20 protein-coding genes and 1 other RNA gene are annotated in these 24,032 nt (G+C 55.1%); 10 read left to right on the top strand and 11 right to left on the bottom strand.

Features of this window, described 5'->3' with window-relative positions:
- The 6 genes from J5069_RS06350 to J5069_RS06325 all read right to left on the bottom strand — a co-directional run bounded on the left by J5069_RS06350 (position 1) and on the right by J5069_RS06325 (position 6,046).
- Positions 1–783: a heme ABC transporter ATP-binding protein gene (locus J5069_RS06350; protein WP_264643042.1), complete on the bottom strand. Its 783-nt coding sequence runs from the start codon at positions 781–783 to the stop codon at positions 1–3.
- Positions 776–1,780, bottom strand: coding sequence for a FecCD family ABC transporter permease (locus J5069_RS06345; protein ID WP_264643041.1), 1,005 nt, complete (start codon positions 1,778–1,780; stop codon positions 776–778). The genes J5069_RS06350 and J5069_RS06345 overlap by 8 nt, the downstream gene beginning before the upstream one ends.
- Positions 1,777–2,595 carry a heme/hemin ABC transporter substrate-binding protein gene (locus J5069_RS06340; RefSeq protein ID WP_264643040.1) on the bottom strand — a complete coding sequence of 273 codons (819 nt, stop codon included), beginning with the start codon at positions 2,593–2,595 and terminating at the stop codon, positions 1,777–1,779. Before J5069_RS06340 ends, J5069_RS06345 begins: the two co-directional genes overlap by 4 nt.
- Positions 2,592–3,641: a hemin-degrading factor gene (locus tag J5069_RS06335; RefSeq protein WP_264643039.1), complete on the bottom strand. Its 1,050-nt coding sequence runs from the start codon at positions 3,639–3,641 to the stop codon at positions 2,592–2,594. The genes J5069_RS06340 and J5069_RS06335 overlap by 4 nt, the downstream gene beginning before the upstream one ends.
- A 203-nt stretch (positions 3,642–3,844) precedes the next feature.
- Positions 3,845–4,891 (bottom strand): 3-deoxy-7-phosphoheptulonate synthase, encoded by a 1,047-nt coding sequence (locus tag J5069_RS06330; RefSeq protein ID WP_264643038.1) that lies wholly within the window; start codon positions 4,889–4,891, stop codon positions 3,845–3,847.
- Positions 4,892–5,224: 333 nt separating this feature from the next.
- Positions 5,225–6,046 carry a pyruvate, water dikinase regulatory protein gene (locus tag J5069_RS06325; protein WP_264643037.1) on the bottom strand — a complete coding sequence of 274 codons (822 nt, stop codon included), beginning with the start codon at positions 6,044–6,046 and terminating at the stop codon, positions 5,225–5,227.
- A 334-nt stretch (positions 6,047–6,380) separates the two neighbouring features.
- On the opposite strand from J5069_RS06325, the gene ppsA reads away from it, so the two are divergent.
- Positions 6,381–8,756: a phosphoenolpyruvate synthase gene (gene ppsA / locus J5069_RS06320; protein WP_264643036.1), complete on the top strand. Its 2,376-nt coding sequence runs from the start codon at positions 6,381–6,383 to the stop codon at positions 8,754–8,756.
- A 51-nt stretch (positions 8,757–8,807) separates the two neighbouring features.
- Here ppsA and apbE read toward each other — a convergent pair whose 3' ends face one another.
- From apbE to ydiK, 3 genes are all read right to left on the bottom strand, one after another.
- Positions 8,808–9,854 (bottom strand): FAD:protein FMN transferase ApbE, encoded by a 1,047-nt coding sequence (gene apbE, locus J5069_RS06315; RefSeq protein ID WP_264643035.1) that lies wholly within the window; start codon positions 9,852–9,854, stop codon positions 8,808–8,810.
- A 131-nt stretch (positions 9,855–9,985) separates the two neighbouring features.
- Positions 9,986–10,099, bottom strand: an RNA gene (gene rprA, locus J5069_RS06310) — antisense sRNA RprA.
- A 280-nt stretch (positions 10,100–10,379) separates the two neighbouring features.
- Positions 10,380–11,498, bottom strand: coding sequence for an AI-2E family transporter YdiK (ydiK, locus tag J5069_RS06305; RefSeq protein WP_264643747.1), 1,119 nt, complete (start codon positions 11,496–11,498; stop codon positions 10,380–10,382).
- Positions 11,499–11,869: 371 nt separating this feature from the next.
- Between ydiK and J5069_RS06300 the strand changes: the two genes are divergently transcribed.
- Both J5069_RS06300 and J5069_RS06295 read left to right on the top strand, forming a co-directional pair.
- A complete protein-coding gene (locus J5069_RS06300; RefSeq protein ID WP_264643034.1) occupies positions 11,870–14,926 on the top strand; it encodes an FAD-binding and (Fe-S)-binding domain-containing protein in 3,057 nt (1,018 codons plus the stop codon).
- Positions 14,927–14,938: 12 nt separating this feature from the next.
- The gene (locus J5069_RS06295) at positions 14,939–15,355 is read left to right on the top strand and encodes a hotdog fold thioesterase (RefSeq protein WP_264629308.1); all 417 of its coding nucleotides are present in this window, start codon (positions 14,939–14,941) and stop codon (positions 15,353–15,355) included.
- A 57-nt stretch (positions 15,356–15,412) separates the two neighbouring features.
- Here the strand turns inward: J5069_RS06295 and J5069_RS06290 are convergent, their stop codons facing one another.
- A complete protein-coding gene (locus J5069_RS06290) occupies positions 15,413–15,814 on the bottom strand; it encodes a hypothetical protein (RefSeq protein WP_264643032.1) in 402 nt (133 codons plus the stop codon).
- Positions 15,815–16,258: 444 nt separating this feature from the next.
- Here J5069_RS06290 and sufA point away from each other — a divergent pair, with 444 nt between their 5' ends.
- The 7 genes from sufA to J5069_RS06255 all read left to right on the top strand — a co-directional run bounded on the left by sufA (position 16,259) and on the right by J5069_RS06255 (position 23,310).
- Positions 16,259–16,633, top strand: coding sequence for a Fe-S cluster assembly scaffold SufA (gene sufA / locus J5069_RS06285; RefSeq protein ID WP_264643031.1), 375 nt, complete (start codon positions 16,259–16,261; stop codon positions 16,631–16,633).
- A gap of 8 nt (positions 16,634–16,641) precedes the next feature.
- Positions 16,642–18,138, top strand: coding sequence for a Fe-S cluster assembly protein SufB (gene sufB, locus J5069_RS06280; RefSeq protein ID WP_264643030.1), 1,497 nt, complete (start codon positions 16,642–16,644; stop codon positions 18,136–18,138).
- A 108-nt stretch (positions 18,139–18,246) separates the two neighbouring features.
- Positions 18,247–18,993 carry a Fe-S cluster assembly ATPase SufC gene (sufC, locus tag J5069_RS06275; protein WP_264643029.1) on the top strand — a complete coding sequence of 249 codons (747 nt, stop codon included), beginning with the start codon at positions 18,247–18,249 and terminating at the stop codon, positions 18,991–18,993.
- The gene (sufD, locus tag J5069_RS06270) at positions 18,968–20,272 is read left to right on the top strand and encodes a Fe-S cluster assembly protein SufD (RefSeq protein ID WP_264643028.1); all 1,305 of its coding nucleotides are present in this window, start codon (positions 18,968–18,970) and stop codon (positions 20,270–20,272) included. The genes sufC and sufD overlap by 26 nt, the downstream gene beginning before the upstream one ends.
- Entirely contained in the window at positions 20,272–21,495 is a 1,224-nt protein-coding gene (gene sufS / locus J5069_RS06265) for a cysteine desulfurase SufS (RefSeq protein WP_264643027.1), read from the top strand. The genes sufD and sufS overlap by 1 nt, the downstream gene beginning before the upstream one ends.
- A 100-nt stretch (positions 21,496–21,595) precedes the next feature.
- Positions 21,596–22,012 (top strand): cysteine desulfuration protein SufE, encoded by a 417-nt coding sequence (gene sufE, locus J5069_RS06260; RefSeq protein WP_264643026.1) that lies wholly within the window; start codon positions 21,596–21,598, stop codon positions 22,010–22,012.
- Positions 22,013–22,296: 284 nt separating this feature from the next.
- The gene (locus tag J5069_RS06255; RefSeq protein WP_319801659.1) at positions 22,297–23,310 is read left to right on the top strand and encodes a L,D-transpeptidase family protein; all 1,014 of its coding nucleotides are present in this window, start codon (positions 22,297–22,299) and stop codon (positions 23,308–23,310) included.
- A 217-nt stretch (positions 23,311–23,527) separates the two neighbouring features.
- Here J5069_RS06255 and J5069_RS06250 read toward each other — a convergent pair whose 3' ends face one another.
- Entirely contained in the window at positions 23,528–23,764 is a 237-nt protein-coding gene (locus J5069_RS06250; protein ID WP_195312335.1) for a major outer membrane lipoprotein, read from the bottom strand.
- Positions 23,765–24,032 lie beyond the last annotated feature (268 nt).

Raw genomic sequence — 24,032 nt, 5'->3', positions numbered from 1 at the left:
TTAACGGCGCAGAAAAACCTGCGGCGTCGCGTCATCGGGGTGTGGGTGTACCAGCACGTCGGCCTGATACCACTGTGTGAGCGTTTCGCTTTGCAATACCGCCTGCGGCGTGCCTTGTGCCACCAGTTTTCCCTGATGCAGCAGAGCAATGCGATCGGCATACAGTGCAGCCAGATTCAGATCGTGCAGGATGCAGCACACCGCAAGAGGTTGCTGTTGCGTGAGCTGCTTGAGCAGACGCAGCAGGTGTTGCTGATGATAGAGATCGAGTGCCGAGGTCGGCTCATCCAGAAACAGCCAGCAGGGCGTTGGTGTCGGGTGCCATAACTGCGCCAGCACGCGCGCCAACTGCACTCGCTGCTGTTCCCCGCCGGAAAGGTGGCGGTAATCCTGCCGGGCCAACGCGGTGCATTCGGTTAACGCCATAACATGGTCGACCACGCTGTCACCCGCGCGGTCATGGCGATAGGGCGCACGTCCCATGGCAACCACGTCGCGCACGCTAAACGGAAAATTCAGTGCCCCGTGTTGGCGCATTACGGCGCGGGTTTTAGCCAAGGCATCAGGCTGCCAGTCAGCGAGCGCTTTTCCGGCCAACTGGCATTCACCGCTGTCCGGGGCCAAATAGCCGGTGAGCAAGCGCAGCAGCGTGGATTTTCCCGCCCCGTTCGGACCAATAATCGCAACGATCTCACAGCCGTTGATGTCCAACGAAACGTCATCAATCAAGGTGCGTCCGGCAACCTGATAGTGCAGATGCTGAGCTGTCAGACGGTTAGTCATGAGTTCGTCCCTTATGCGTGACAATCAGCCAGAGGAAGTAGGGGCCGCCAATCAGACTGGTGAGCAAACCCACGGGCATTTCCGCCGGGGCCAGCAGGGTTCGTGCCAGCGTATCGGCGGCGATAAGCAATCCCGCGCCTGCCAGCGCTGAACCGGGCAGCAACCAGCGGTGATCGGCGCTCAGGTTCATGCGCACCAGATGCGGGATAACCAGCCCGATAAACGCAATCACGCCGCTGACCGCCACCGCCGTGCCAACCAGCAGCGCGCTGAGCAGCAGCAAAATCAGCTTGGTCTGTTTGACCTTCACGCCCAGATAGTGTGCGTCTTCGTCACCCAACTGGAGCAGATTGAGTTTGCGGGCATAGCACTGTACGCCCACCATGGCGGGAACGATCAGCGAAGCGGCCACCAGCAGCACCGGCCACTGCGCTTGCCCCAGACTGCCCATACCCCAGAGTGAAAACTGGCGCAGTTGCTGATCGTTACTGATGTAGGTCAGTACGCCGACGGCAGCGCCGCACAGCGCATTCAGAGCAATGCCGGTTAACAGCAGGCGGGTAACGCCGCCGCGCTCATCGCGTCCCAGCATAAACAGAATGGCGGTCACCGCCAGACTGCCCGCGAAGGCGGCCAACATCGGGCTGTAGAGTGCTAATAACGGAGGCAGGCCCAAAGGCATCAACAGCGCAAACGCGACAAACAAGGCTGCGCCGCTGCTAATGCCCAGCAAACCGGGGTCGGCCAGCGGATTGCGAAACAGCCCCTGCATCACTGCCCCGGCGGCGGCGAGCGCGCTGCCCACCAGCAGTGCCAGCAGTACGCGCGGCAGGCGAATGTTGAGCCAGATATGCCACAGCGGATCGCTGAGCGGAGCATGCCACAGCTGGCGCAACGAAAGCGTAAGTGCCCCCATATTGGCGGCACCCAGCATTAACAGCAGAGTGAAACACATCAGCCCCGCCAACATCAGGCGGGGACGTTCTCGTAGCCTCATTTCACCTGCTCGGCGGCGTGACGCAGTGTGGTTAACAGCGCCGGAGTTTCCAGCGTAAAGCCGAGCATCGCCATATCATCGACCACCACCACGCGGCGGTGTTTGCCTGCCGGGGTCAATGCCACACCGGGCAACTGCCAGATTTTCTCTTCGCCACCCAAACTCTGCAAACCCTGTGCCGAGATCAACAGCAGATCGGGCGCGCTGGCGATAACGCCTTCTTGCGACAACGGCTGGTAGCGCACCACGTCAGGCATGGCATTTTGTAACCCGGCTGCGCGAATCACCGTATCGGCAGGGGTGTTTTTCCCCGCCGCCATGGCCGTCATACCGCCGTGACTGAGAACGAACAGCGCTTTGACGGGCAGCGGTTGCTGTGCCACGGCGGATACCTGTTGCTGATAACGGTCGGTCAGCACCTTGCCTTCGCTCTCTTTGTGCAGCGCCTGTGCGATGGTGCTGATTTTCTGCGGAATGCTTTCCAGCGTCGGTTGCGCAGGCACCATGATCACCTTGACGCCGCTGTCTGCCACTTGCTTGAGCACCAGAGAGGGTTGCGACAACTCACTGGCAATCACCAACGTCGGTTTTAACGACAGAATGCCTTCTGCATTCAACTGGCGCATATAGCCGACATCCGGCAGTGCTTGCGTTGCGGCCGGGTGCGTACTGGTACTGTCGCGGGCGATAAGCTGCTGCTCAGCGCCGAGCGCGTAAATAATTTCGGTGACATCACCGCCAATCGAGACGATGCGCTCATTGGCGCTGGCACCCAGTGGCAGCGTCAGGAGCAGTGCGTAAAGCCAGTTTTTCATGCGACCAGTTCCTTATTTACGGTGAGCGCCTCGATTTGTTTGCGCCATTGAGCCTGTTCCGGCGTGCCTTCGGTGCGCTGGCCAAACAGCTGTGCGATTTGCGTGCCGTCAGCCGCATAGAGTTCCAGACTGGTGACGACGCCGTCTGTGGTCGGTTTACGGGTGATCCAGCTTTCGGCAATGGCATCTTCAATCAAGTGCAGGGTGAAATCCGGGTTGAAAATGTTGATCCACTCGGCGTGCTGCGCCATTTTCTCCACCCGTGCGATGGGGCCGGTGAAGATCTGTACGCAGCCACGGCTGCCAACGAACACCATGATGTCGTTTTGATCCTGCTGAGCGGCAGTCAGAATCTGCGACAGGGCGCTGTTATCGACCTGGCAGGCCAGATCGTCTTTCACGGCGCGGAACGCCTGTTGACGCGTAAGGTTATAACGTTTGAGCAGAATGAAAAATTGATGTACGTCCGTCATGGCACGCCATTCGGCTTCAAATGCTGCCTGGTCGATGCTGGGAGCCTGAGTGGCCGCCGGGGTTTCCGGACGTAACTGCACCTCAGGGTTAACCTCCGTCACAAATTCGGCCAGATACGCGGCCCATGCCGTCATATCGGTCTGTTCGGTGGCATACACCTTCAGGATGGCATCACCCTGATGGTCAAAAAATTGAATGCTCTGACGTTCGCCGCGCGCGGTCTCTTCCCGCAGGCTGAAGGCCACATTCCACTGGTGCAAAAACAGGCGAAGATCCAGCGCGTAAGGGTTAAGGATCAGTCCCGCATGGCCGTCCAAGTGCTGATTTTGGTAAACGCCGACCTGTTCATGTACCGCATAGGTGTTGCGCGTAATGGATTTGGTCTGGCCGACCTTCTCCAACGCCAGCAGCCAGCGCTTGGCATCGCCTTGCAAGCGTTGCGCATCATGACCGACGCGGGCGTGCGTCAATACTGCTTCACTGATGCCGAGCGTCGTGGCGATATCACGGGCGTACTGGCGGGGATTGTTGTTTTTGGCTTGCAGGTATTGAGCATAAATCGCGTTCGGCATTGTCTGTTCCTGTGGTCGTTCTGCGATGGGTGTTATCGTATTAGAAATAATTTACTTAATAAATGAGAATCATTTTCATGTTGCCAAAAGGTGACATCAAGTGAAGATTTCTTAATACGTGGGAAACAGACGAGCCAGCGGGGATGACAGAGCGGCAGCGCACGGCCAGAAATGACCGTGCACGGTTGAAAGGCAGTAGGGCGTTAGAAGCGGCTGTCTACCGCATCGGCTAACTGTGCAAGCAGGGTTTCAGTCTCCTGCCAGCCCAGGCAACCATCGGTAATCGATTTGCCGTAAACCAGCGTTTGCGGCGCAGCCAACGGTTGCTGACCTTCAACCAGAAAGCTTTCCACCATAACACCTGCAATGGCGCGCGAACCCGAACGTATCTGTTGGCACACATCGGCGCACACATCCATTTGTCGCTGGTACTGTTTGTAGCTGTTGCCGTGGCTAAAATCCACCACCAGCTGTGACGGCAAGGCGAATTCGCGCAGCAGCTCGCAGGCGGCCTGAATATCGGCGGCCTGATAATTGGGATTTTTTCCGCCGCGCAGAATGATGTGACCATAGGGGTTGCCGTGCGTCTGGTAGATGGTCATCTGCCCTTGTTTATCCGGCGACAGAAACAGGTGCGACGCGCGCGCGGCTCGGATGGCATCGATGGCGATACGCAGATTGCCGTCGGTTCCGTTTTTGAAACCCACCGGGCAGGAGAGGGCGGAGGCCATTTCGCGGTGGATCTGACTTTCCGTGGTTCGCGCGCCAATGGCTCCCCAACTGATGACATCGGCAATATATTGACCGGTAACCATATCCAGAAATTCTGTTGCTGTGGGCAGACCGAGCGCGTTGATATCCAGTAACAGACGGCGTGCCAGTGTCAGACCGTGATTGACCTGATAGCTGCCATCAAGGGCCGGATCGGAAATCAATCCTTTCCAGCCGACAACGGTGCGCGGTTTCTCAAAATAGGTACGCATCACGATTTCCAGGCGATCCAGATAGCGATTACGCAGTGCAGATAGCAGCCGTGCATAATCCAGCGCAGCATCAACATCGTGAATGGAACAAGGGCCAACGATCACCAGCAAACGGGGGTCTTTTCCGGTGAGAATATTTTCTATCCTGTTTCGTGACGTTGTCACGTTTTCAGCAACGGCGGACGAAACTGGCAGCTGCGCCAGCAGCGCCTGCGGCGCGATCAGACGATCCAGCCGCTGGCTGCGTAACTCATCAGTTTTTAACATGCAATATCTCTACTTACGGGTCGATCAGGGGACCGTGTCGCATGGCGGTTCGTCTCGCAAAGAAACGCCGCTGAACCAAGGGGTGACGCGCATAGAAATAAGTCATCGCCCACACTGCATTTATCTTCTTGAAGATAAGGCCAGTGTGAGTGAATGGTTCGCGCATCGTGTCAGACGGCGGCGGGGCGCTTGGGCGCTAAGCGAGTGTCAGATTTTCCCCTTCTCCTACCAAATGGGTTGCTTCGCTACGACGACATGTCGGGAAGTCATGGCATCCACGATAACTCAATCAGGGGGCAATTCAACCCGCTTTTGTTAAAAAATGATAATGTACTAGTACATGCGACGACTCATGCCTAATATGTCGATGATCTTGGCTGAAATCTCCTCCACGGAGTAGTTTGTCGTGTTGAGGTAAGGGATCTGATGACGACGAAACAGTGCTTCCACTTCGCTCAGTTCCATCCGGCACTGGCGCAATGACGCATAGCGACTGTTGCCGCGCCGCTCTTCACGGATCGCCGCCAAGCGTTCGGCATCGATGGTCAGGCCGAACAGCTTGTGTTGAAACGATTTTAGCGCTTCAGGCAGGCGCAGGTTGTCCATGTCATCGGCGATGAAAGGATAGTTGGCGGCGCGAATGCCAAACTGCATGGCGAGATACAGGCTGGTGGGCGTTTTGCCGCAACGGGACACGCCGAGTAATATCACCTGCGCCTGATCGAGATTGCGCAATGAAATGCCATCGTCGTGGGCGAGCGTGTAGTCAATGGCAGCGATGCGCGCATCGTATTTGCCGAGGTTTTTAGCCGTCAGGCCGTGGGTGCGGTTGGCCTCCGGCGCGGGAGGGATGTTGAGTTCTTGCTGCAATGGCGCAACCAGTGCCTGCACGATATCCTGACAAAAACCGTCGCTGCTGTTGATAATATCCCGCACGGTCTGGTTAATGATGGAATAAAACACCAGCGGGCGCACACCCGTTTGCTGATAAAGCGTATTGATGCGTTCACGTACCGCGTTGGCGCGCGCTTCACTTTCCACAAACGGCAGCGTGTAGCTAACCGTGTTGACAGGAAACTGAGAAAGTACCGCATGACCTAACACTTCGGCGGTGATGGCGGTACCATCGGAGATATAAAAGACGCTTCTTTCCACATCAACCCCTGCTTTCATGTCTGCGAAAAATAATGACTAAACTCGTTCAAAAATTGGCGTTGAACGATATTTTTAATGAAACGGCATTTCATTATCTTCATGATAAACCAGTTAAACTTTTACAGTATTGTATTTTTACCCCGTTAAGCAAGATTCAGCAGTGAAATCGTTTTTATTTCATAGGTTGAACGATTCACCTTTCCCAGGTTTGTTAAACGCTATGCTACATTCATGGCGTTGAGGCAATTGCCCAACCAACATTTTACCTATCCCCAATGGTCTCCATACCCTGTGGTATGCAGACCGAAATCGTATGCAGAAAGGATTATTTTCGATGTCCAATAACGGCCCTGATTTGCGTAATGTCCTTTGGTATAACCAGCTTGGCATGCATGACGTTGAGCGGGTGGGCGGCAAGAATGCCTCTCTGGGTGAGATGATCACCCATTTGTCAGAACTTGGCGTATCGGTTCCCAATGGTTTTGCGACAACGGCGCAGGCGTTTAACGATTTCCTTACGCAGAGCGGTATCAACCAGCGAATCTATGAGCTGCTGGATCGTACCGATATTGATGATGTCAACCAGCTCGCCAAAGCGGGTGCGCAAATCCGCCAGTGGATTATCGACACGCCGTTCCAGCCTGAGTTGGAGCAGGCGATCGCTGCGGCTTACGATCAACTGGCCGAAGGGGAGAAAGAGGCCTCTTTTGCGGTGCGCTCTTCCGCGACGGCAGAAGACATGCCGGATGCCTCCTTTGCCGGGCAGCAGGAGACGTTCCTCAATGTGCAGGGTATCGATGCGGTGATGGTGGCGGTGAAGCATGTGTTTGCCTCGCTGTTTAACGATCGCGCCATCTCGTACCGTGTGCATCAGGGCTACGATCATCGTGGCGTCGCGCTCTCCGCCGGGGTGCAGCGTATGGTGCGTTCGGATCTGGCGGCATCGGGGGTGATGTTTACGCTGGATACCGAATCCGGTTTCGATCAGGTGGTGTTTATCACGTCCGCCTATGGCCTTGGGGAAATGGTGGTGCAAGGGGCGGTGAACCCGGATGAGTTCTACGTGCACAAACCGACGCTGCTTAACGGCAAACCGGCCATTGTGCGCCGTACCATGGGCTCGAAAAAAATCCGCATGGTGTATGCCGACAGTCAGGCTCACGGCAAACAGGTGCGTATTGAGGATGTGCCCACAGAACTGAGCGTGCGTTTCAGCCTCACGGATACCGAAGTGGAAGCGTTATCGCATCAGGCATTGCTGATTGAAAAACACTACGGTCGTCCGATGGATATCGAATGGGCGAAAGACGGGCACACCGGCAAGCTCTACATCGTACAGGCGCGACCGGAGACGGTACGCTCCAACGGTCAGGTGATGGAGCGCTACCAACTGATCAAACGTGGCAAGGTGCTGGCGGAAGGTCGTGCCATCGGTCACCGCATCGGTGCCGGTCCGGTAAAAGTGATTCAGGATATCAGCGAAATGCATCTGGTGCAGGCGGGTGATGTGCTGGTGACCGACATGACCGACCCGGATTGGGAGCCGATCATGAAGAAAGCCGCAGCTATTGTGACCAATCGCGGTGGACGCACCTGTCACGCAGCCATTATTGCGCGTGAGCTGGGCATTCCTGCGGTAGTGGGCTGTGGCGATGCCACCGAACGTCTCCATGATGGCGAAAAAGCGACGGTATCCTGTGCGGAAGGGGACACCGGATACGTCTATGCCGATCTGCTGGAGTTTCAGGTCAAGAGTTCACAAGTCAACGAAATGCCGCCTGTGCCGTTGAAAATCATGATGAACGTGGGGAATCCCGATCGGGCATTTGATTTCGCCTGCCTGCCCAACGATGGCGTCGGCCTGGCGCGGCTGGAGTTTATCATTAACCGAATGATCGGCGTGCACCCGCGTGCGTTGCTGGAGTTCGACAGTCAAACGCCAGAGCTGCAAAAAGAGATCAAAGGGTTGATGCAGGGCTATGACGATCCGGTTGAGTTTTACGTTGCGCGCCTGACGGAAGGGATTGCCACCCTAGCGGCGGCGTTCTGGCCGAAGCGCGTGATTGTGCGCCTGTCCGACTTTAAATCCAACGAATACGCCAACCTGGTGGGCGGTGAGCGCTATGAGCCGCATGAGGAAAACCCGATGCTGGGCTTCCGTGGGGCCGGACGCTATGTGTCACCGGATTTCAAAGCGTGCTTTGCCTTGGAATGCGCGGCGGTGAAACGCGTGCGTAATGACATGGGGCTGACCAACGTAGAAGTGATGATCCCGTTTGTGCGCACCGTGGCGCAGGCGGAAGCCGTGGTCGCTGAGCTGGCGCAGCAAGGGCTCAAGCGTGGCGAGAACGACCTTAAGGTGATCATGATGTGTGAGATCCCGTCGAACGCGCTGCTGGCGGATCAGTTCCTGGCGCATTTCGATGGTTTCTCCATCGGCTCTAACGACATGACGCAGTTGGCGTTGGGTCTGGATCGCGATTCTGGCGTAGTGTCTGAACTGTTTGATGAACGCAACGAGGCGGTGAAAGCGCTGCTTTCGATGGCGATCAAAGCGGCCAAGGCGCAGGGAAAATACGTGGGAATTTGCGGACAAGGCCCTTCCGATCACGAAGACTTTGCCATCTGGCTGATGGAGCAAGGCATCGACAGCCTGTCGCTCAATCCGGATACCGTGGTGCAGACCTGGCTAACGCTGGCAGAAAAGTAATCGTGCAATAACAACAGGCCCCGGCGATGTCGGGGCCTGTTTCATCCGGCGTTACGGTTTGGCTTCTTGCTGCAAGAATGCCTTGAACTGAGGGGTCATTACCGTTTCGAATCCGTTGTCGGTTTTGGTGATCAGGTAAACGGCCAACCCATGCTGCTCGGCCACTTTCAGCGCTTTTTCCGTTCCCAATACCATTAATCCCGTGTCCCAACCGTCCGCTTCAAGCGCAGTTTTGGCAATCACCGTGGCAGACACCAGCGTATGGTTGATGGGGTGACCGGTGCTGGGGTCGATCACGTGGGAGTAGCGTTTGCCGTCCTGCTCGAAGTAGTTGCGATAACTGCCCGAGGTACTGATGGAATACCCTTGCAGATCGACGGCCGCTTGCACGGCGTTTTCCCCATCGGTGGGTTTCTGAATCGCTACCCGCCATGGCATCCCTTGTCCATTGACCCCGCGACTTGAAATGGCGCCGCCGACGGAGACCAGATAATTGGTAATGCCCTTGCGCGTCATCAACTGTGCCAACAGATCGGCACCGTAACCTTCACCTAACGTCGAGAGATCCACATACAGCGAGGGCAGATCTTTTTGCAACCACTCTCCCTTGCTGTTGCTGGTAAGCGTCAGGTGCTGCAAGCCCACGCGCTGACGGGCGTCATCGATTTGTGCTTGGGTGGGAATGGTCACCGGCTGTTTTTGCGGTCCAAATCCCCACAGATTCACCAACGGCCCCACGGTGATATCCATGGCATTGTCTGTTGCCCGGCCAATCCGTTGGGCCGCCAGAATAATGTCCGCCATGCCACCGGGAATGGGCTGCGGATCGCTGCCTTGATAACGGTTAAAGCGCGACAGGATGGAGTCTTCGCGGTACGTGGAAATATCGTTGTTGGCCTGTTCAAGCAGGGCATCGATCTCCTGTTGCAGATGCGCCTTATTTTCAAGCAGGTCGCCGCTGATCTTTACGCTGTAAAAGGTCCCCATGGTTTTACCTTCCAGGCTGGTCAATGGCCGGCTGTCGGCCATCGCGGTGTTATAGACCGCCAGACTGACCAGAATCAGGCACACCCTGCGTGCCAGTGGGGAATGTGACATAGAAAATGACTCCTGATAAAAAGAGACGTTAGAAATAATCCATTAATGCACGCTTGCAAAGCGGAGATTGATAAAAACAGGATGAGGCGCAATTTCTCAGTAACCGCAGCGGGAAAGTACAGAATAAACCACAAAAAAAATGCCCATCTTAGGGGATGGGCAAAGACTACACACAGCAATTCGTTACTAGCTCTGACGAGGAGGAAACCTCATTGGCAAACTCGCGTTGTCATTACAAAAAGCGTTTGTTCAGCAAGACAACGGTTGACAATCGTTTCATGAATAATGCTAGAAGCTGTGGGGCATTAAGTCATTAAGAATCATCCTAATGGTTAACGTTTTTTTAATGGATTTGTCACGCAGAGATACAGCCTGTCAAACTATTTGATGTAATTTAAGGGGTAATCACGAGATTATCAGAATAATCCGTGGGTGTTGCGCATAAATCATTAAGATTATTTATCTATTGATGGTTTTGTTAATGGATTGGCCGCAGCGCTGTGTGTCCACGCTGCGGCAGCGATCTTATTGCGAGTGTGTCGGCCGATCGTTCGGCGGTGACGATGCGCCGGTAATGATTTCGGGCAACGGTGTTTCCTTCATCCAGGCGGAGAGCAAACGGTATGAAACGGCAAGCACCACCGGGCCGATAAACAGGCCAATCATGCCAAAGGCCAACAGGCCGCCAATCACACCGGACAGAATCAGCAGCATGGGCAGATCGGCGCCCATGCGTATCAACATCGGGCGGATGACGTTATCCAGCGTCCCCACCACACAACTCCACACCAGCAGAATGGTGCCCCAGGTGGTATCACCGCTCCAATAGAGCCAGATTATCGCGGGGATCAGCACCAGAAGCGGCCCCAACTGCGCCAGACAGAACAGGAACATCACGACGGTGAGCAAGGTTGAATAGGGGATGCCGGAGATAGCGAGGCCAATGCCGCCCAGCACCGATTGCACGATAGCAGTCACCACCACGCCGAGCGCGACGGCACGAATCGATTGTGCTGCCAGGATCACCGCCGCATCACCGCGCTCGCGTCCCAGACGAAGCGCAAAATGGCGCACGCCCTGGGCGACCGCTTCACCTTTATAGTAGAGCAGGGCGCTGAAAATCAGCATCAGGCCACAGTGCATCAGGAAACGCCCGATGTGTGCCGCTTGCGATAACAGCCAGGTGGCGGTTTGGCCGATATAGGGCTGCACTTTGGCAAACACGCCGCTGCCGCCACTTTGCAGCAAACTGTGCCAACTGTAAAACAGTCTGTCGCCGACGAAAGGCAGGGACGTCAGCCACTCCATGCGGGGAGGCGTCAGTTTTTCTTGCCCGGAGGCCCAACTGACGATGGCGGAGGTATTGTCCATCACCGTGCTGACCAGGATGGAAATCGGCATCACAAACAGCAGGCAAAGTAACAGCGTCATGCCGGTTACCGCCAACGCGCGCTTGCCCCACAGTAGATTTTGCATTTTCAGCATCAGCGGCCAGGTGGCAATCACCACCATGCTGGCCCAGGCAAAGCCCAGAATAAAGGGTTGCACCACCCAGAAACAGGCGATGATCATGATAGTGATAAACAGCAGACTAAACAGGATTCGTGGCAAATCAAAACGCTGCTGGCGCGTGTTTTGCGGCATCGTTGCCGACAGTGGAGAGTGCGCGGCCAGCGGTTTTGGCGATGATGACTTCGTCAATGGACAATACCTCTGTAGAGAGACCCAACGTTGAACAAGTTCCCTGCGATCGCTCGGGTCATCCGGCGGGGATAACTTATCATGGGGTATTTCTCGCGTTTTTGACAGCGAGTGAGTTATTTTGTTAACGCATTCACGGACAGGGCTCCAAAAATCATGCTGTGCCGCCAGACAAAAAGTTTTTCCTGGGATGGCGGCGCATAGCGCGGAAATGTGATAAAACGTAAAACCGCGATTTCGCACAATGATTTTTACAACAAACACACTCACAACACGCTAATAATTTTTTAGTCGACAGACAGGGTCAACACATAATGATCCCACAGATCTCTCATGCACCTGGGCTGGCTCAGCCGGTGCTAAATTTTTTGGATGCTTTGAAGCAACGTGGTTTTACCGGCGATACCGCCACCAGTTATGCCGATCGTTTAACCATGTCGACCGACAACAGCATTTATCAGCTGTTACCCGATGCGGTAGTGTTTCCCCGCTCGACGGCAGATGTGGCACTGCTGGCCCAGTTGTCAGTACAAGAGCCTTACCGTGAGCTGACGTTTACCCCGCGCGGCGGCGGTACCGGCACCAATGGGCAGGCGCTAAACCAGGGCATTGTGGTGGATATGTCCCGCTACATGAACCGGATTTTGGAAATCAATCCCGAAGAGGGCTGGGTTCGCGTTGAAGCTGGGGTTATCAAGGATCAGCTCAATCAGTACCTCAAGCCTTACGGCTATTTCTTTGCGCCGGAACTCTCCACCAGCAACCGCGCCACCCTGGGCGGCATGATTAACACCGATGCGTCAGGGCAAGGCTCTCTGGTGTACGGCAAAACCTCGGATCATGTCCTGGGGGTTCGCGCCGTGCTGTTGGGCGGTGACATGCTGGATACGCAGGCAATGCCCGTGGCGCTGGCGCAGCAGTTGGCGCAAGAATCTTCACCGATAGGGCGCGTATATCGCACCGTTTTTGAACGTTGCCGCGACCAGCGAGCGCTGATCCTCGATAAATTCCCCAAACTGAACCGATTCCTGACCGGATACGATCTGCGTCACGTGTTCAGCGATGATATGCAAACGTTTGACCTGACGCGCATCCTGACGGGCGCAGAGGGTACGCTGGCCTTTATCACAGAAGCCAAGCTGGATATTACGCGCTTGCCAAAGGTCAGACGTCTGGTCAACGTCAAGTTTGACTCCTTCGATTCAGCGCTGCGCAGCGCGCCTTTTATGGTGGAAGCCAAGGCGCTTTCAGTCGAAACCGTTGATTCCCGCGTGTTGAATCTGGCGCGAGAGGATATCGTTTGGCACTCGGTCAGCGAACTGATCCAGGATGTGCCTGGTCAAGAGATGCTGGGCCTGAACATCGTTGAATTTGCCGGGGATGATGAAGCGCTGATCGATGGGCAAGTCAGCGCGCTATGCGAGCGCATTGAGGGCCTGCTCTCGGCCCGTGAGGCCGGGGTGATCGGCTATCAGATTTGCCATGACCTCGCTGGCATTGAGCGCATTTACGCCATGCGTAAAAAAGCGGTGGGGCTGCTGGGTAACAGTAAAGGGCAGGCCAAGCCGATCCCGTTTGCGGAAGATACCTGTGTGCCGCCGCAGCATCTGGCGGATTACATCGTTGAGTTCCGTGCGCTGCTCGATAGCCACAACCTGACCTACGGCATGTTTGGTCACGTGGATGCGGGCGTGCTGCACGTGCGCCCGGCGCTCGATATGTGCGATCCGCAACAGGAAGTGTTGATGAAACACCTTTCCGATCAGATTGTTGCGCTGACGGCCAAATATGGCGGCCTGCTATGGGGGGAACACGGTAAGGGGTTCCGCGCCGAATACAGCCCGGCATTTTTTGGCGAAGCACTGTATAACGAACTGCGGCGCATCAAAGCCGCCTTCGATCCGCATAACCGCCTCAATCCCGGCAAGATTTGCGCGCCGTTGGCCGTCGATGCGCCGATGATGCGTATTGATGCCGAGAAGCGTGGCACCTTCGATCGCCGCATTCCGCTGGCGGTACGTACGTCGTTCCGTGGTGCGATGGAGTGCAACGGCAACGGTCTGTGCTTCAACTTTGACGTGAACAGCCCGATGTGTCCTTCCATGAAGATCACCGGCAACCGTATTCATTCGCCGAAAGGGCGAGCGACGCTGGTGCGCGAATGGCTGCGCTTGCTTGCCGAACAGGGCGTCGATCCGGTGACGCTGGAGCAGTCGTTGGCCGAGCGGGGACCAAGCCTGCGTGGCTTGATTGAAAAGACGCGTAACAGCTGGCGCGCGCACCAGGGCGAGTATGACTTCTCTCACGAAGTGAAAGCGTCCATGTCCGGGTGTCTGGCCTGTAAAGCCTGTTCAACCCAATGCCCGATCAAGATAGATGTGCCGGGATTCCGCGCGCGTTTTCTCCAGCTTTATCACACGCGTTATTTACGTCCCGCGCGTGATTATCTGGTGGCCAGTGTGGAAAGTTACGCGCCGTTGATGGCGCTGAGTCCCAAGACCTTCAACTTCTTCCTGAAAATGCCACTGGTTGACGCCTTGAGCCGCCGGACGATCGGTATGACCGATCTGCCGTTACTCTCTTCTCCTTCGCTACGTCAGCAATTTGCCGGACACCCGGCAATGACGACTACGCTTGAGCAGTTGGAAAGCGTCGCCGCAGCGTCACGCGATCGCTACGTGCTGATCGTGCAGGACCCGTTTACCAGCTATTACGACGCGCAAGTGGTAGCCGATTTGGTGCATCTGGTGGAAAAACTGGATCTCAAGCCGGTACTGCTGCCCTTTTCACCCAACGGTAAGCCGCAGCATATCAAAGGCTTTTTAACGCGTTTTGCTAAAACGGCGGCGAAAACCTCGGATTTCCTGAACCGGGTCGCCAGGCTGGGTATGCCGATGATTGGCGTCGATCCGGCGCTGGTGCTCTGTTATCGCGATGAATACCGCGAAATTCTGGGTGACAAACGCGGCGATTTTCAGGTGCAACTGGTGCATGAGTGGCTGCTGCCGCTGCTGTCGGCGAGAACACCGACGGCCGCACCGCGCGATGATGCCTGGTATCTGTTTGGTCACTGTACCGAATCAACTTCGCTGCCGACCAGCAGCAAACAGTGGGCCGATATCTTTGCCCGTTTCGGTGTCCGACTGGAAAACGTCAACGTCGGTTGCTGTGGTATGGCTGGCACCTATGGTCATGAAAGCAAGAACCTGGCTGACTCCAAGGGGATCTATGCCTTGTCCTGGCAGCAGGCGTTGCAAAAATTACCCTCCACGCGTTGTCTGACAACCGGCTATTCATGCCGCAGTCAGGTGAAGCGTATGGAAGGCCAAGGATTGCGTCATCCGTTGCAGGCATTACTGGATCTCGTCTGACAGGAGAGCGTTATGTTGTGGAAAAGAGCGGCTACGCTGGAGCTGATTAACCAGCACAGCCTGGGCTGTATGATGGAGCATCTGGGGATCCGTTTTACCCATATTGCAGAAGATACCCTGGAAGGCACAATGCCGGTGGATGCGCGCACGCGCCAATCCTTCGGCCTGCTGCACGGCGGAGCATCGGTGGTGCTGGCGGAGTCGCTCGGCTCGGTTGCAGGCTACCTGTGTACCGAAGGAGAACAGCGCGTGGTGGGGATGGAGATTAATGCCAACCATCTGCGCGCAGTGACTTCAGGACACGTGCGTGGCGTGTGTCGCGCACTGCACGTGGGGCGTCGCAATCAGGTGTGGCAAATTGACATCTACGACGAGAGTAACCGTCTGTGTTGCACTTCTCGTCTCACCACGGCAGTGGTGACGCCTTGATCTCGCCGTAACGGTAAAATGCGCGCCAATCGGCGCGCATTTTCATTCTTGCGCTCGTCAAGGCAAAAAGGGGACGCGCCGCACAAAATCGGTCTGAAACGCGGTGGCCTTATCCCAACAGCCTTCAAGGCTGAGCTGGTGGCAAATCAGCTTTAGCGTGTTGCGTGCAAAGTAGTAACTCTGCACGCGAAAAAGGTGGCAACGCCCTTCATTGTTGATTTCTTTAATCAAGCGGTTATGCAATTTGACCAGGGCGTGCAAATAGCTCTCATCGTCGCCGTTCTTCCGGCACAGATCGATCATCTCCATGCAGGCATTGTGGTAGCGGCGCAAGTGGTCGATATGGCTTTCGTGCCGATTCAACCGCGCTTCGGCCATATAGAAATCCACGGTGACATCCCGGATCAAGAACTTGTACTCGTCAATCTGATGCTGTAGCCAGGCGTTCACGGATTGCATAGGGATTACCATGGATATTAATGATAATCATTATCATATTTCTAATGTTCATCGGGATCAACCTATCACCCGGTGCCTGCGAAAAAAAAAGTGTACGGCCCGATAAGTCTTTTTATGGTCAATAAATGCGCAATCAAACGATAAAAACGGTCACGATTTTTCCTGTTTTAAAAATAGGTATCGTCTATGAATGTTATAATTATGATAACAATATGTTTATACTAATTCATCTGTCTGTCACGTGGTGGTAAATTAGTTATTTTATATCAACAGGTTATTTTTTTATTGTCAGCTTATGAACGTGCTGACAGGCAAAAAAAAATCGTTTTTTTTCAGGTTGCGGTGAAATGTTACAAATACCCCTTCGAAACAAGAGGTTGAAGCAATAATCATTATCACTAACATTAGGCTCAGACAGAGCTTTTCTGAAACGAGGTATGGCGGATGCAAACGGGAAACGTAGAAACATTTTCACTGGATGAAAACACCTGGAAAGGGCTGACGCTGACGGCCAGCGCCGCTCAACAGATCCTGCGCCTGGTCCAGTCTGATGACACGGTGAAAGGGTTACGTTTGAGCGTCAAGCAATCAGGATGTGCAGGGTTTGGTTATGTGCTGGATCTGGTCAACGCACCGGATGCCGGCGACCTGGTGTTCGAGCGCGAGGGCGCACATTTGTACGTACCCCTAAAGGCGATGCCCTTTATCGATGGTACCGAACTGGATTATGTGCGTGAAGGCTTGAACCAGATTTTCAAATTTAATAATCCCAAAGCGCAGCATGCCTGCGGGTGTGGCGAAAGCTTTGGCGTTGAGTGATGACTGATATGGCGCGTAGCAATGTAGATGTACCCGACGATGTGCAAATCTGGATGGGGGATGGCCGCTACAAAGAGGGCTTTTTCACCGAACTGGCCACAGACCAACTGGGGCGTGGCGTCAATGAAGAGGTGGTGCGAGCGATCTCCGCCAAACGCAACGAACCTGAGTGGATGCTGGAGTTCCGTCTCAATGCCTATCGCGCCTGGCTGGAGATGGAGGAGCCGCACTGGCTAAAAGCGCACTATGACAAGCTGGACTATCAGGAATACAGCTATTATTCAGCACCCTCTTGCGGCCACTGTGATGACACCTGCGGCTCTGAACCCGGCGCCAAGCAGCAGTCCAGCATTGCCGAGGTGAACAGCTACCTGACTGCTGAAGTTGAAAATGCCTTCAATCAGCTCGGCGTGCCAGTGCGCGAAGGGCAAGCCGTGGCGGTGGATGCGATTTTTGACTCGGTATCGGTGGCGACCACCTACCGTGAAGAGCTGGCGCAGCAGGGGATTATTTTCTGCTCGTTCAGCGAGGCGATTCAGGAACATCCCGATCTGGTGCGCCAATACCTCGGCACGGTAGTGCCTGCCAACGATAACTTTTTTGCCGCGCTCAATGCCGCGGTAGCCTCTGACGGCACCTTTGTCTATATACCCAAAGGCGTGCGTTGTCCGATGGAGCTCTCCACCTATTTCCGCATCAATGCGGCGAAAACCGGGCAGTTTGAACGCACCATCCTGATTGCCGATGACGACAGCTATGTCAGCTATATCGAAGGATGCTCAGCGCCAGTGCGCGACAGCTACCAACTGCATGCCGCCGTGGTGGAAGTGATCGTCAACAAAAACGCTGAGGTCAAATACTCCACGGTGCAGAACTGGTTCTCCGGTCAGGATGCCAAGGGCGGTATCCTTAACTTTGTTACCAAGCGCGCGCTCTGTGCCGGCGAGTATGCCAAGATGTCCTGGACCCAGTCTGAAACGGGCTCCGCCATCACCTGGAAATACCCGAGTGTGATTTTGCGCGGAGATAACTCGGTGGGTGAATTCTTCTCTGTTGCGCTGACCAGCGGGCATCAGCAGGCGGATACCGGGACCAAGATGATCCACATCGGCAAGAACACCCGTTCCACGATTATCTCCAAAGGGATCTCTGCCGGACACAGTGAGAACACCTACCGCGGTCTGGTGAAAATCATGCCGAGCGCCACCAATGCGCGCAACTTCACCCAGTGCGACTCGATGCTGATTGGCAGCGACTGCGGCGCGCACACTTTCCCTTATGTGGAAGTGCGTAACAACAGCGCGCAGCTGGAGCACGAGGCGACAACCTCACGCATTGGCGAAGACCAACTGTTCTATTGCCTGCAACGCGGCATTAGTGAAGACGATGCTATTTCGATGATCGTGAACGGATTCTGTAAGGATGTGTTCTCGGAGCTGCCGCTGGAATTTGCCGTCGAAGCGCAGAAGCTTCTGGCGATCAGTCTGGAACACAGCGTCGGCTAAGTGCGTCGCAGACTAAAAATGCAGCGGGGTGCCGAATGTCAATCTGACAGCACCCCACGCGAATTGATGTTATCAGGCGTGCTCGGCACGACGCCGCAAGGATAAACTATGTTAAGCATTAAGAATTTACACGTAAGCGTTGAAGGTAAGGCGATCCTGAACGGACTGAACCTCGAGGTAAAACCCGGTGAAGTTCACGCCATCATGGGACCCAACGGTTCTGGTAAAAGTACGCTTTCCGCCACGCTTGCGGGCCGTGAAGATTATGAAGTGAACGACGGCACGGTGGCGTTCAAAGGCAAAGACTTGCTGGAGTTAGATCCGGAAGATCGCGCCGGTGAGGGCATCTTTATGGCCTTCCAATACCCGGTTGAGATCCCCGGCGTCAGTAACCAGTTCTTTTTGCAAACCGCCGTAAACGCCGTGCGCAAATACCGCGAGCAAGAGCCGCTGGACCGCTTCGATTTCGCCGATTTTATTGAAGATAAAATCAAACTGCTAAAAATGCCGGCAGATTTGTTGACCCGTTCGGTTAACGTGGGTTTTTCCGGCGGCGAGAAAAAACGTAATGACATTCTGCAAATGGCGGCGCTGGAGCCGGAGCTGTGTATTCTGGATGAGACGGACTCCGGACTGGATATCGATGCGCTGAAGATTGTTGCCAACGGCGTTAACGCGCTGCGTAACCAGCAACGTGCGTTTATTATCGTGACCCACTACCAGCGTATTCTGGATTATATCCAACCCGATTATGTGCACGTGCTTTATCAAGGTCGTATCGTTAAATCCGGTGATTTTTCGCTGGTGAAACAGTTGGAGGAGCAAGGCTATGGCTGGCTTACCGACCAACAGTAACACGCTGGCTGAAAAACAGGCCAAAACGCTCCAGCAGTGGCAGGCGTTGTTTAACGCGTCACGCGCGGCGGATGCACCCAGTGCTCAGCATCACTGGCAGGAAGTGATGCGGCTCGGCTTGCCGGGGCGCAAGCACGAACATTGGAAATATACGCTGTTGGATGGGTTGCTGGCGCAGACGTTCAGCGCGCCGGATGCCGTGTCCGTTGATGAAGAGACGTTGGCCGCACACGCACTGGCGCTGGAGAGTTGGCGTCTGGTGTTTGTCGATGGCGTATTCAACGCGGCGTTGAGCGATGCGCAGTGGGGCCCCTACCAGATTGCGGTGAATGCGCCCCATGCGGCACCCACCGATCTGGCGGCCGTTCAGCCGGAACTGTTTTTGCACCTGACGGAAAGTCTGGCGGCGCAGCACACCGCCATCCGTTTACCGACGGGATGCCAGGCGGAGAAACCGCTGTATATTCTGCATATCAGCAGCGGGCAGTCTGCCAGCCTGAATATGGCACACCAACGCCACCATCTGTATGTCGGGGCGGGGGCCAGCGCAGCGATTATCGAGCACTACGTCAGCCTGGATGACAAGGCGCACTTCACCGGTACGCGCCTGACGGTGCACGCCGCTGCCAACAGCCAGGTAAAACACCTCAAGCTGGCCTTTGAGGCTGCCGCCAGTTATCACTTTGCACACAACGATTTGGTGTTGGAACGGGATGCGCGCGTGCGCAGCCACAGTTTCTTGCTGGGTGCCGGATTAACCCGGCATCACACCAGCGCGCAAATCAACGGTGAAGGCGTCAACCTCTCTATCAATAGCCTGATTTTGCCGATTGGCAGCGAAGTGTGCGATACCCGCACCTACCTTGAACATAATCAGGGCCACGGCGAAAGCCGCCAACTGCACAAGGCGATTGTCAGTGACAAAGCCCGGGCGGTGTTCAACGGTATGATCAAGGTTGCGCCGGGCGCATTGAAGACCGACGGACAGATGACCAACAACAACCTGCTGCTGGGGCGTCTGGCGGAAGTGGATACCAAGCCGCAGCTCGAGATTTATGCCGATGATGTGAAGTGCAGCCACGGTGCCACGGTGGGGCGCATTGATGAAGAGCAACTGTTCTACCTGCGTTCGCGCGGTATTTCACAGCAGGATGCACAGCAGATGATCATTTACGCGTTTGCCGCCGAATTGACGGAAGCGTTGGATAACGACACGCTGCAAGAGGCGGTGTTGCAGCGTATTGCGTTGCGCCTGCCGAACGCGGCAGGAGTAGTCTGATGAATTATCCGATTGAGCGGATTCGCCGCGATTTCCCGGTGCTGGCGCAGCAGGTCAACGGGCAGCCTCTGGCCTACCTGGACAGCGCGGCCAGCGCGCAGAAACCGCAGGCGGTGATTGACCGGGAAGTGGCGTTTTACAGTAATGAATATGCTGCGGTGCACCGTGGCATTCATACGCTAAGCGCCAAGGCCACCAGCGCGATGGAAGCGGTGCGTGAGCAGGTTGCGCGCTATATCAACGCGGCCTCGGCGGAAGAGATCGTCTTTGTGCGTGGCACCACGGAAGCGATCAATCTGGTCGCCAACAGCTATGGCAGCGCTTTTATTGAAGCCGGTGACAATATTCTGATCACCGAAATGGAGCACCATGCCAATATCGTGCCGTGGCAAATGCTGGCTGAACGCCAAGGCGTTGAGCTGCGCGTGCTGCCATTGACGGCGCAAGGTACGCTGGATTTAAGCCAACTGGATGCACTGCTGGATAAGCGTACCCGCTTGCTGGCAGTGACTCAGGTCTCTAACGTGCTGGGCACAGAAAACCCGCTGGACACCTTGATTGCGCGGGCGCGGGCGGTCGGTAGCGCGGTGCTGGTGGACGGTGCGCAGGCGGTGATGCATCAGCGTGTGGACGTACGGGCGTTAGACTGCGACTTTTACGCCTTTTCCGGGCATAAAATTTACGGCCCCTCCGGTATTGGCGTGCTGTACGCCAAGCATGCGCTGCTCAATGCCATGCCACCGTGGGAAGGGGGCGGGGCGATGATCCGTGACGTTAGCCTGACACAAGGTACCCGCTATGCCGATGCGCCGTGGCGCTTTGAAGCAGGATCGCCCAATACCGGCGGGATCATGGGGCTGGGCGCGGCGCTGGATTATGTCTCTGCAATCGGGCTGGACGCTATTCACGATCACGAAACGGCGCTGATGCACTACGCGCTGGATGCGCTGAGTTCGGTTCCGGATATCATCCTCTACGGTCCGGCCGAGCGAAAAGGGGTGATTGCCTTTAACCTCGGCAAGCATCACGCCTATGACGTCGGCAGTTTCCTTGACCAGTACGGGATTGCCATTCGTACCGGCCATCACTGTGCGATGCCATTGATGGCACATTATGGCGTACCCAGTATGTGCCGCGCCTCGATAGCGGTTTATACTACCCGCGAAGAAATAGATCGGCTGGTTGCCGGACTACAGCGTATTCATCGTTTGCTGGGAGGCTGATAAGCCTCGATGCGCGCCTGCGTTTTCCCTTGTGTTTTTGTTTTGGTGCTGTCGCCAGGTGGCTATGGGGTGGGCGTGCTCAGCCTGTTGGGAGGAATTCATGGCAAGCTTGCCAGAGCCAGAAAAATTGTTGCGAAACTTTTCTCGTTGCAACAATTGGGAAGAGAAGTATCTGTATATCATTGAGCTGGGCAGTCGTTTAGACCCGTTGCCTGACCAATGGCGTCAACCCGAGAACCTGATTGCCGGGTGCCAGAGTCAGGTGTGGATTGTGATGACGCGTGATGAGCAGGGCCGCCTGATTTTCAGCGGTGACAGCGATGCCGCTATCGTCAAGGGACTGGTTGCCGTGGTCTTTAGCCTGTATCACGCGTTGACGGCGCAGCAAGCACTGGCGCTGGATGTGCGGCCTTTCTTTGCGGAACTGGCGCTGAGTCAGCATTTGACGCCATCACGCTCACAGGGGCTGGAAGCGATGCTGCGTGCCATTCGCGCCAAAGCGTCTACCCTGGCCTGACATTACCTGCCAGCCCGTATACTACGGGCTGGATCACTCCACGATGGCGTTTGTACGCCAACCGCCGGTTTTTCAGATTACCCCACTGGTTATTACCACCAACTCCTTTTATTCTGGCGTTGTGCTTTGTCAAGAACTGCATATTAACGCATTGATTAGCAAATAAAACCTGTGGATATTTTTGGCATGCTACACTTGCAGAATCCGACGGAAGTGGTCGCATTCAGGCCCCGGCTGGTATCAATGGCAAACGAATAATAACGTCAACCTGTAGAGATTTTCGTATGAAGCGTATGTTTACATTTTTGGGTATGGTACTGGCGACCTACCTGGTAGGAAGCTCGGCGGCGAGCGCCACCGAATACCCATTGCCCCCTGTGGGTAGCCGACTGATCGGTGAGAACATTGCCTATCCGGTGCCGCATGATGGTCGGCCGCTGGAAGCTATCGCGTCCGATTTCAAAATCGGCCTGCTGAATATGCTGGAAGCCAATCCCGGCACCGATCCTTATTTGCCGACGCCGGGATCCACCTTGACCATCCCGACGCAGATGCTGCTACCGGATACGCCGCGCGAGGGCATTGTCGTCAATCTGGCTGAACTGCGCCTTTACTATTATCCAAAAGGGAAGGGCACTGTCCTGGTTTTCCCGATCGGCATCGGTCAGCAGGGGCGTAACACCCCGTTGATGGTGACGTCGGTCAGTGAAAAACGCGCGAACCCGACCTGGACGCCGACGGCCAACATCCGTAAGCGTTATCTGGAAGAAGAGGGCATCAAACTTCCGGCGGTTGTCCCGGCGGGACCGGATAATCCGATGGGGCTGTATGCGCTGCGTCTGGCGGCCCATGGCGGCGTGTATTTGCTGCACGGTACTAACGCTAACTTCGGTATTGGCATGCGTGTCAGTTCCGGCTGTATCCGCCTGCGTGCCGATGACATCGAATGGTTGTTCAATAACGTACCGGTAGGCACCCGGGTGCAGATCATTAACGATGCGGTGAAAACCTCGGTGGAGCCAGACGGCAAACGCTACATCGAAGTGCATCAGCCGCTGTCTAAATCGTCCAAGGACGATCCGCAAACCATGGCAATCCCGCTGAATAAACAGATTCAGAGCTTTATCCATGCGTCGGAAACCGATAGCCAAATGGTTGGTGATGCCATTGTGCGCCGTTCCGGGATGCCGATTCTGGTCAGCGCCGGGCAAAGCGTCGAACATTTTCAGGAACCTGCGCTAACAGCGCCTGAGACGCACCAGGCTGCGCCTATTTCTTCAGTGAGTGCCTCGCAGTAGTTCATAGATAAAACGCGCTCAGCGGCCGTTGGGCGCGAATTAATGCCATTCCCCGTTTCAAGCCGGGAACCTATCCTCTTAAATGACAGATTATCTGAATCTTGTGGTGTGCATCAGCGGGTTGCGGCAGAGGGTAATGACAGAGGCTGAATAAGCGAAATGGCGGGCAAAAAAAAATGGCGCACACTGTGCGCCATTTTCACTACTTAACCAATTCTTACTTTTTGTAAGTACGAACTTGGTTGTCCAGACGCTGGTTAGCACGAGCTGCGTCATCTTTAGCAGCCTGTACATCAGCGCGGATTGCGTTCACGTCGTTGCTCAGTTGATCAACTTTAGCGTTCAGAGTCTGAACGTCAGAAGACAGTTGGTCAATTTTAGCATTGCTGGAGCAGCCTGCCAGCAGAGTAGAACCCAGGATTACCGCGCCCAGTACCAGTTTAGTACGATTCATTCTTAATACCCTCTAGATTGAGTTAATCTCCATGTAGCGTTACAAGTATTACACAAAGCTTTTTCTAATGAGAATAAATTTTTGATGAGAACATGCTTAATTTTGATCGTTCGCTCAAAGAAGCAGCGAGTTTTACAGAGTAGTTAAAAAAGGAGTCAAAACAGCGGTATTTTATGATGCGAATTGGAGATATATTCTGCGGAAATAGGTGGAGCGGAATAGGTCTTATTTCTTGAGTGTAGTCGATTGATAACATAAAAATATAAAA

The organism is Candidatus Symbiopectobacterium sp. NZEC127, assembly GCF_025962675.1.
GTDB lineage: Bacteria > Pseudomonadota > Gammaproteobacteria > Enterobacterales > Enterobacteriaceae > Symbiopectobacterium.
This window is presented reverse-complemented; position numbering and strand designations above follow the sequence as displayed.

Bases quoted from the DNA above. Each gene is read 5' to 3' on its own strand.
- J5069_RS06350 (WP_264643042.1), bottom strand. From the start codon at position 783: ATGACTAACCGTCTGACAGCTCAGCATCTGCACTATCAGGTTGCCGGA.
- J5069_RS06345 (WP_264643041.1), bottom strand. From the start codon at position 1,780: ATGAGGCTACGAGAACGTCCCCGCCTGATGTTGGCGGGGCTGATGTGT.
- J5069_RS06340 (WP_264643040.1), bottom strand. From the start codon at position 2,595: ATGAAAAACTGGCTTTACGCACTGCTCCTGACGCTGCCACTGGGTGCC.
- J5069_RS06335 (WP_264643039.1), bottom strand. From the start codon at position 3,641: ATGCCGAACGCGATTTATGCTCAATACCTGCAAGCCAAAAACAACAAT.
- J5069_RS06330 (WP_264643038.1), bottom strand. From the start codon at position 4,891: ATGTTAAAAACTGATGAGTTACGCAGCCAGCGGCTGGATCGTCTGATC.
- ppsA (WP_264643036.1), top strand. From the start codon at position 6,381: ATGTCCAATAACGGCCCTGATTTGCGTAATGTCCTTTGGTATAACCAG.
- apbE (WP_264643035.1), bottom strand. From the start codon at position 9,854: ATGTCACATTCCCCACTGGCACGCAGGGTGTGCCTGATTCTGGTCAGT.
- ydiK (WP_264643747.1), bottom strand. From the start codon at position 11,498: ATGCCGCAAAACACGCGCCAGCAGCGTTTTGATTTGCCACGAATCCTG.
- J5069_RS06300 (WP_264643034.1), top strand. From the start codon at position 11,870: ATGATCCCACAGATCTCTCATGCACCTGGGCTGGCTCAGCCGGTGCTA.
- J5069_RS06295 (WP_264629308.1), top strand. From the start codon at position 14,939: ATGTTGTGGAAAAGAGCGGCTACGCTGGAGCTGATTAACCAGCACAGC.
- J5069_RS06290 (WP_264643032.1), bottom strand. From the start codon at position 15,814: ATGCAATCCGTGAACGCCTGGCTACAGCATCAGATTGACGAGTACAAG.
- sufA (WP_264643031.1), top strand. From the start codon at position 16,259: ATGCAAACGGGAAACGTAGAAACATTTTCACTGGATGAAAACACCTGG.
- sufB (WP_264643030.1), top strand. From the start codon at position 16,642: ATGGCGCGTAGCAATGTAGATGTACCCGACGATGTGCAAATCTGGATG.
- sufC (WP_264643029.1), top strand. From the start codon at position 18,247: ATGTTAAGCATTAAGAATTTACACGTAAGCGTTGAAGGTAAGGCGATC.
- sufD (WP_264643028.1), top strand. From the start codon at position 18,968: ATGGCTGGCTTACCGACCAACAGTAACACGCTGGCTGAAAAACAGGCC.
- sufS (WP_264643027.1), top strand. From the start codon at position 20,272: ATGAATTATCCGATTGAGCGGATTCGCCGCGATTTCCCGGTGCTGGCG.
- sufE (WP_264643026.1), top strand. From the start codon at position 21,596: ATGGCAAGCTTGCCAGAGCCAGAAAAATTGTTGCGAAACTTTTCTCGT.
- J5069_RS06255 (WP_319801659.1), top strand. From the start codon at position 22,297: ATGAAGCGTATGTTTACATTTTTGGGTATGGTACTGGCGACCTACCTG.
- J5069_RS06250 (WP_195312335.1), bottom strand. From the start codon at position 23,764: ATGAATCGTACTAAACTGGTACTGGGCGCGGTAATCCTGGGTTCTACT.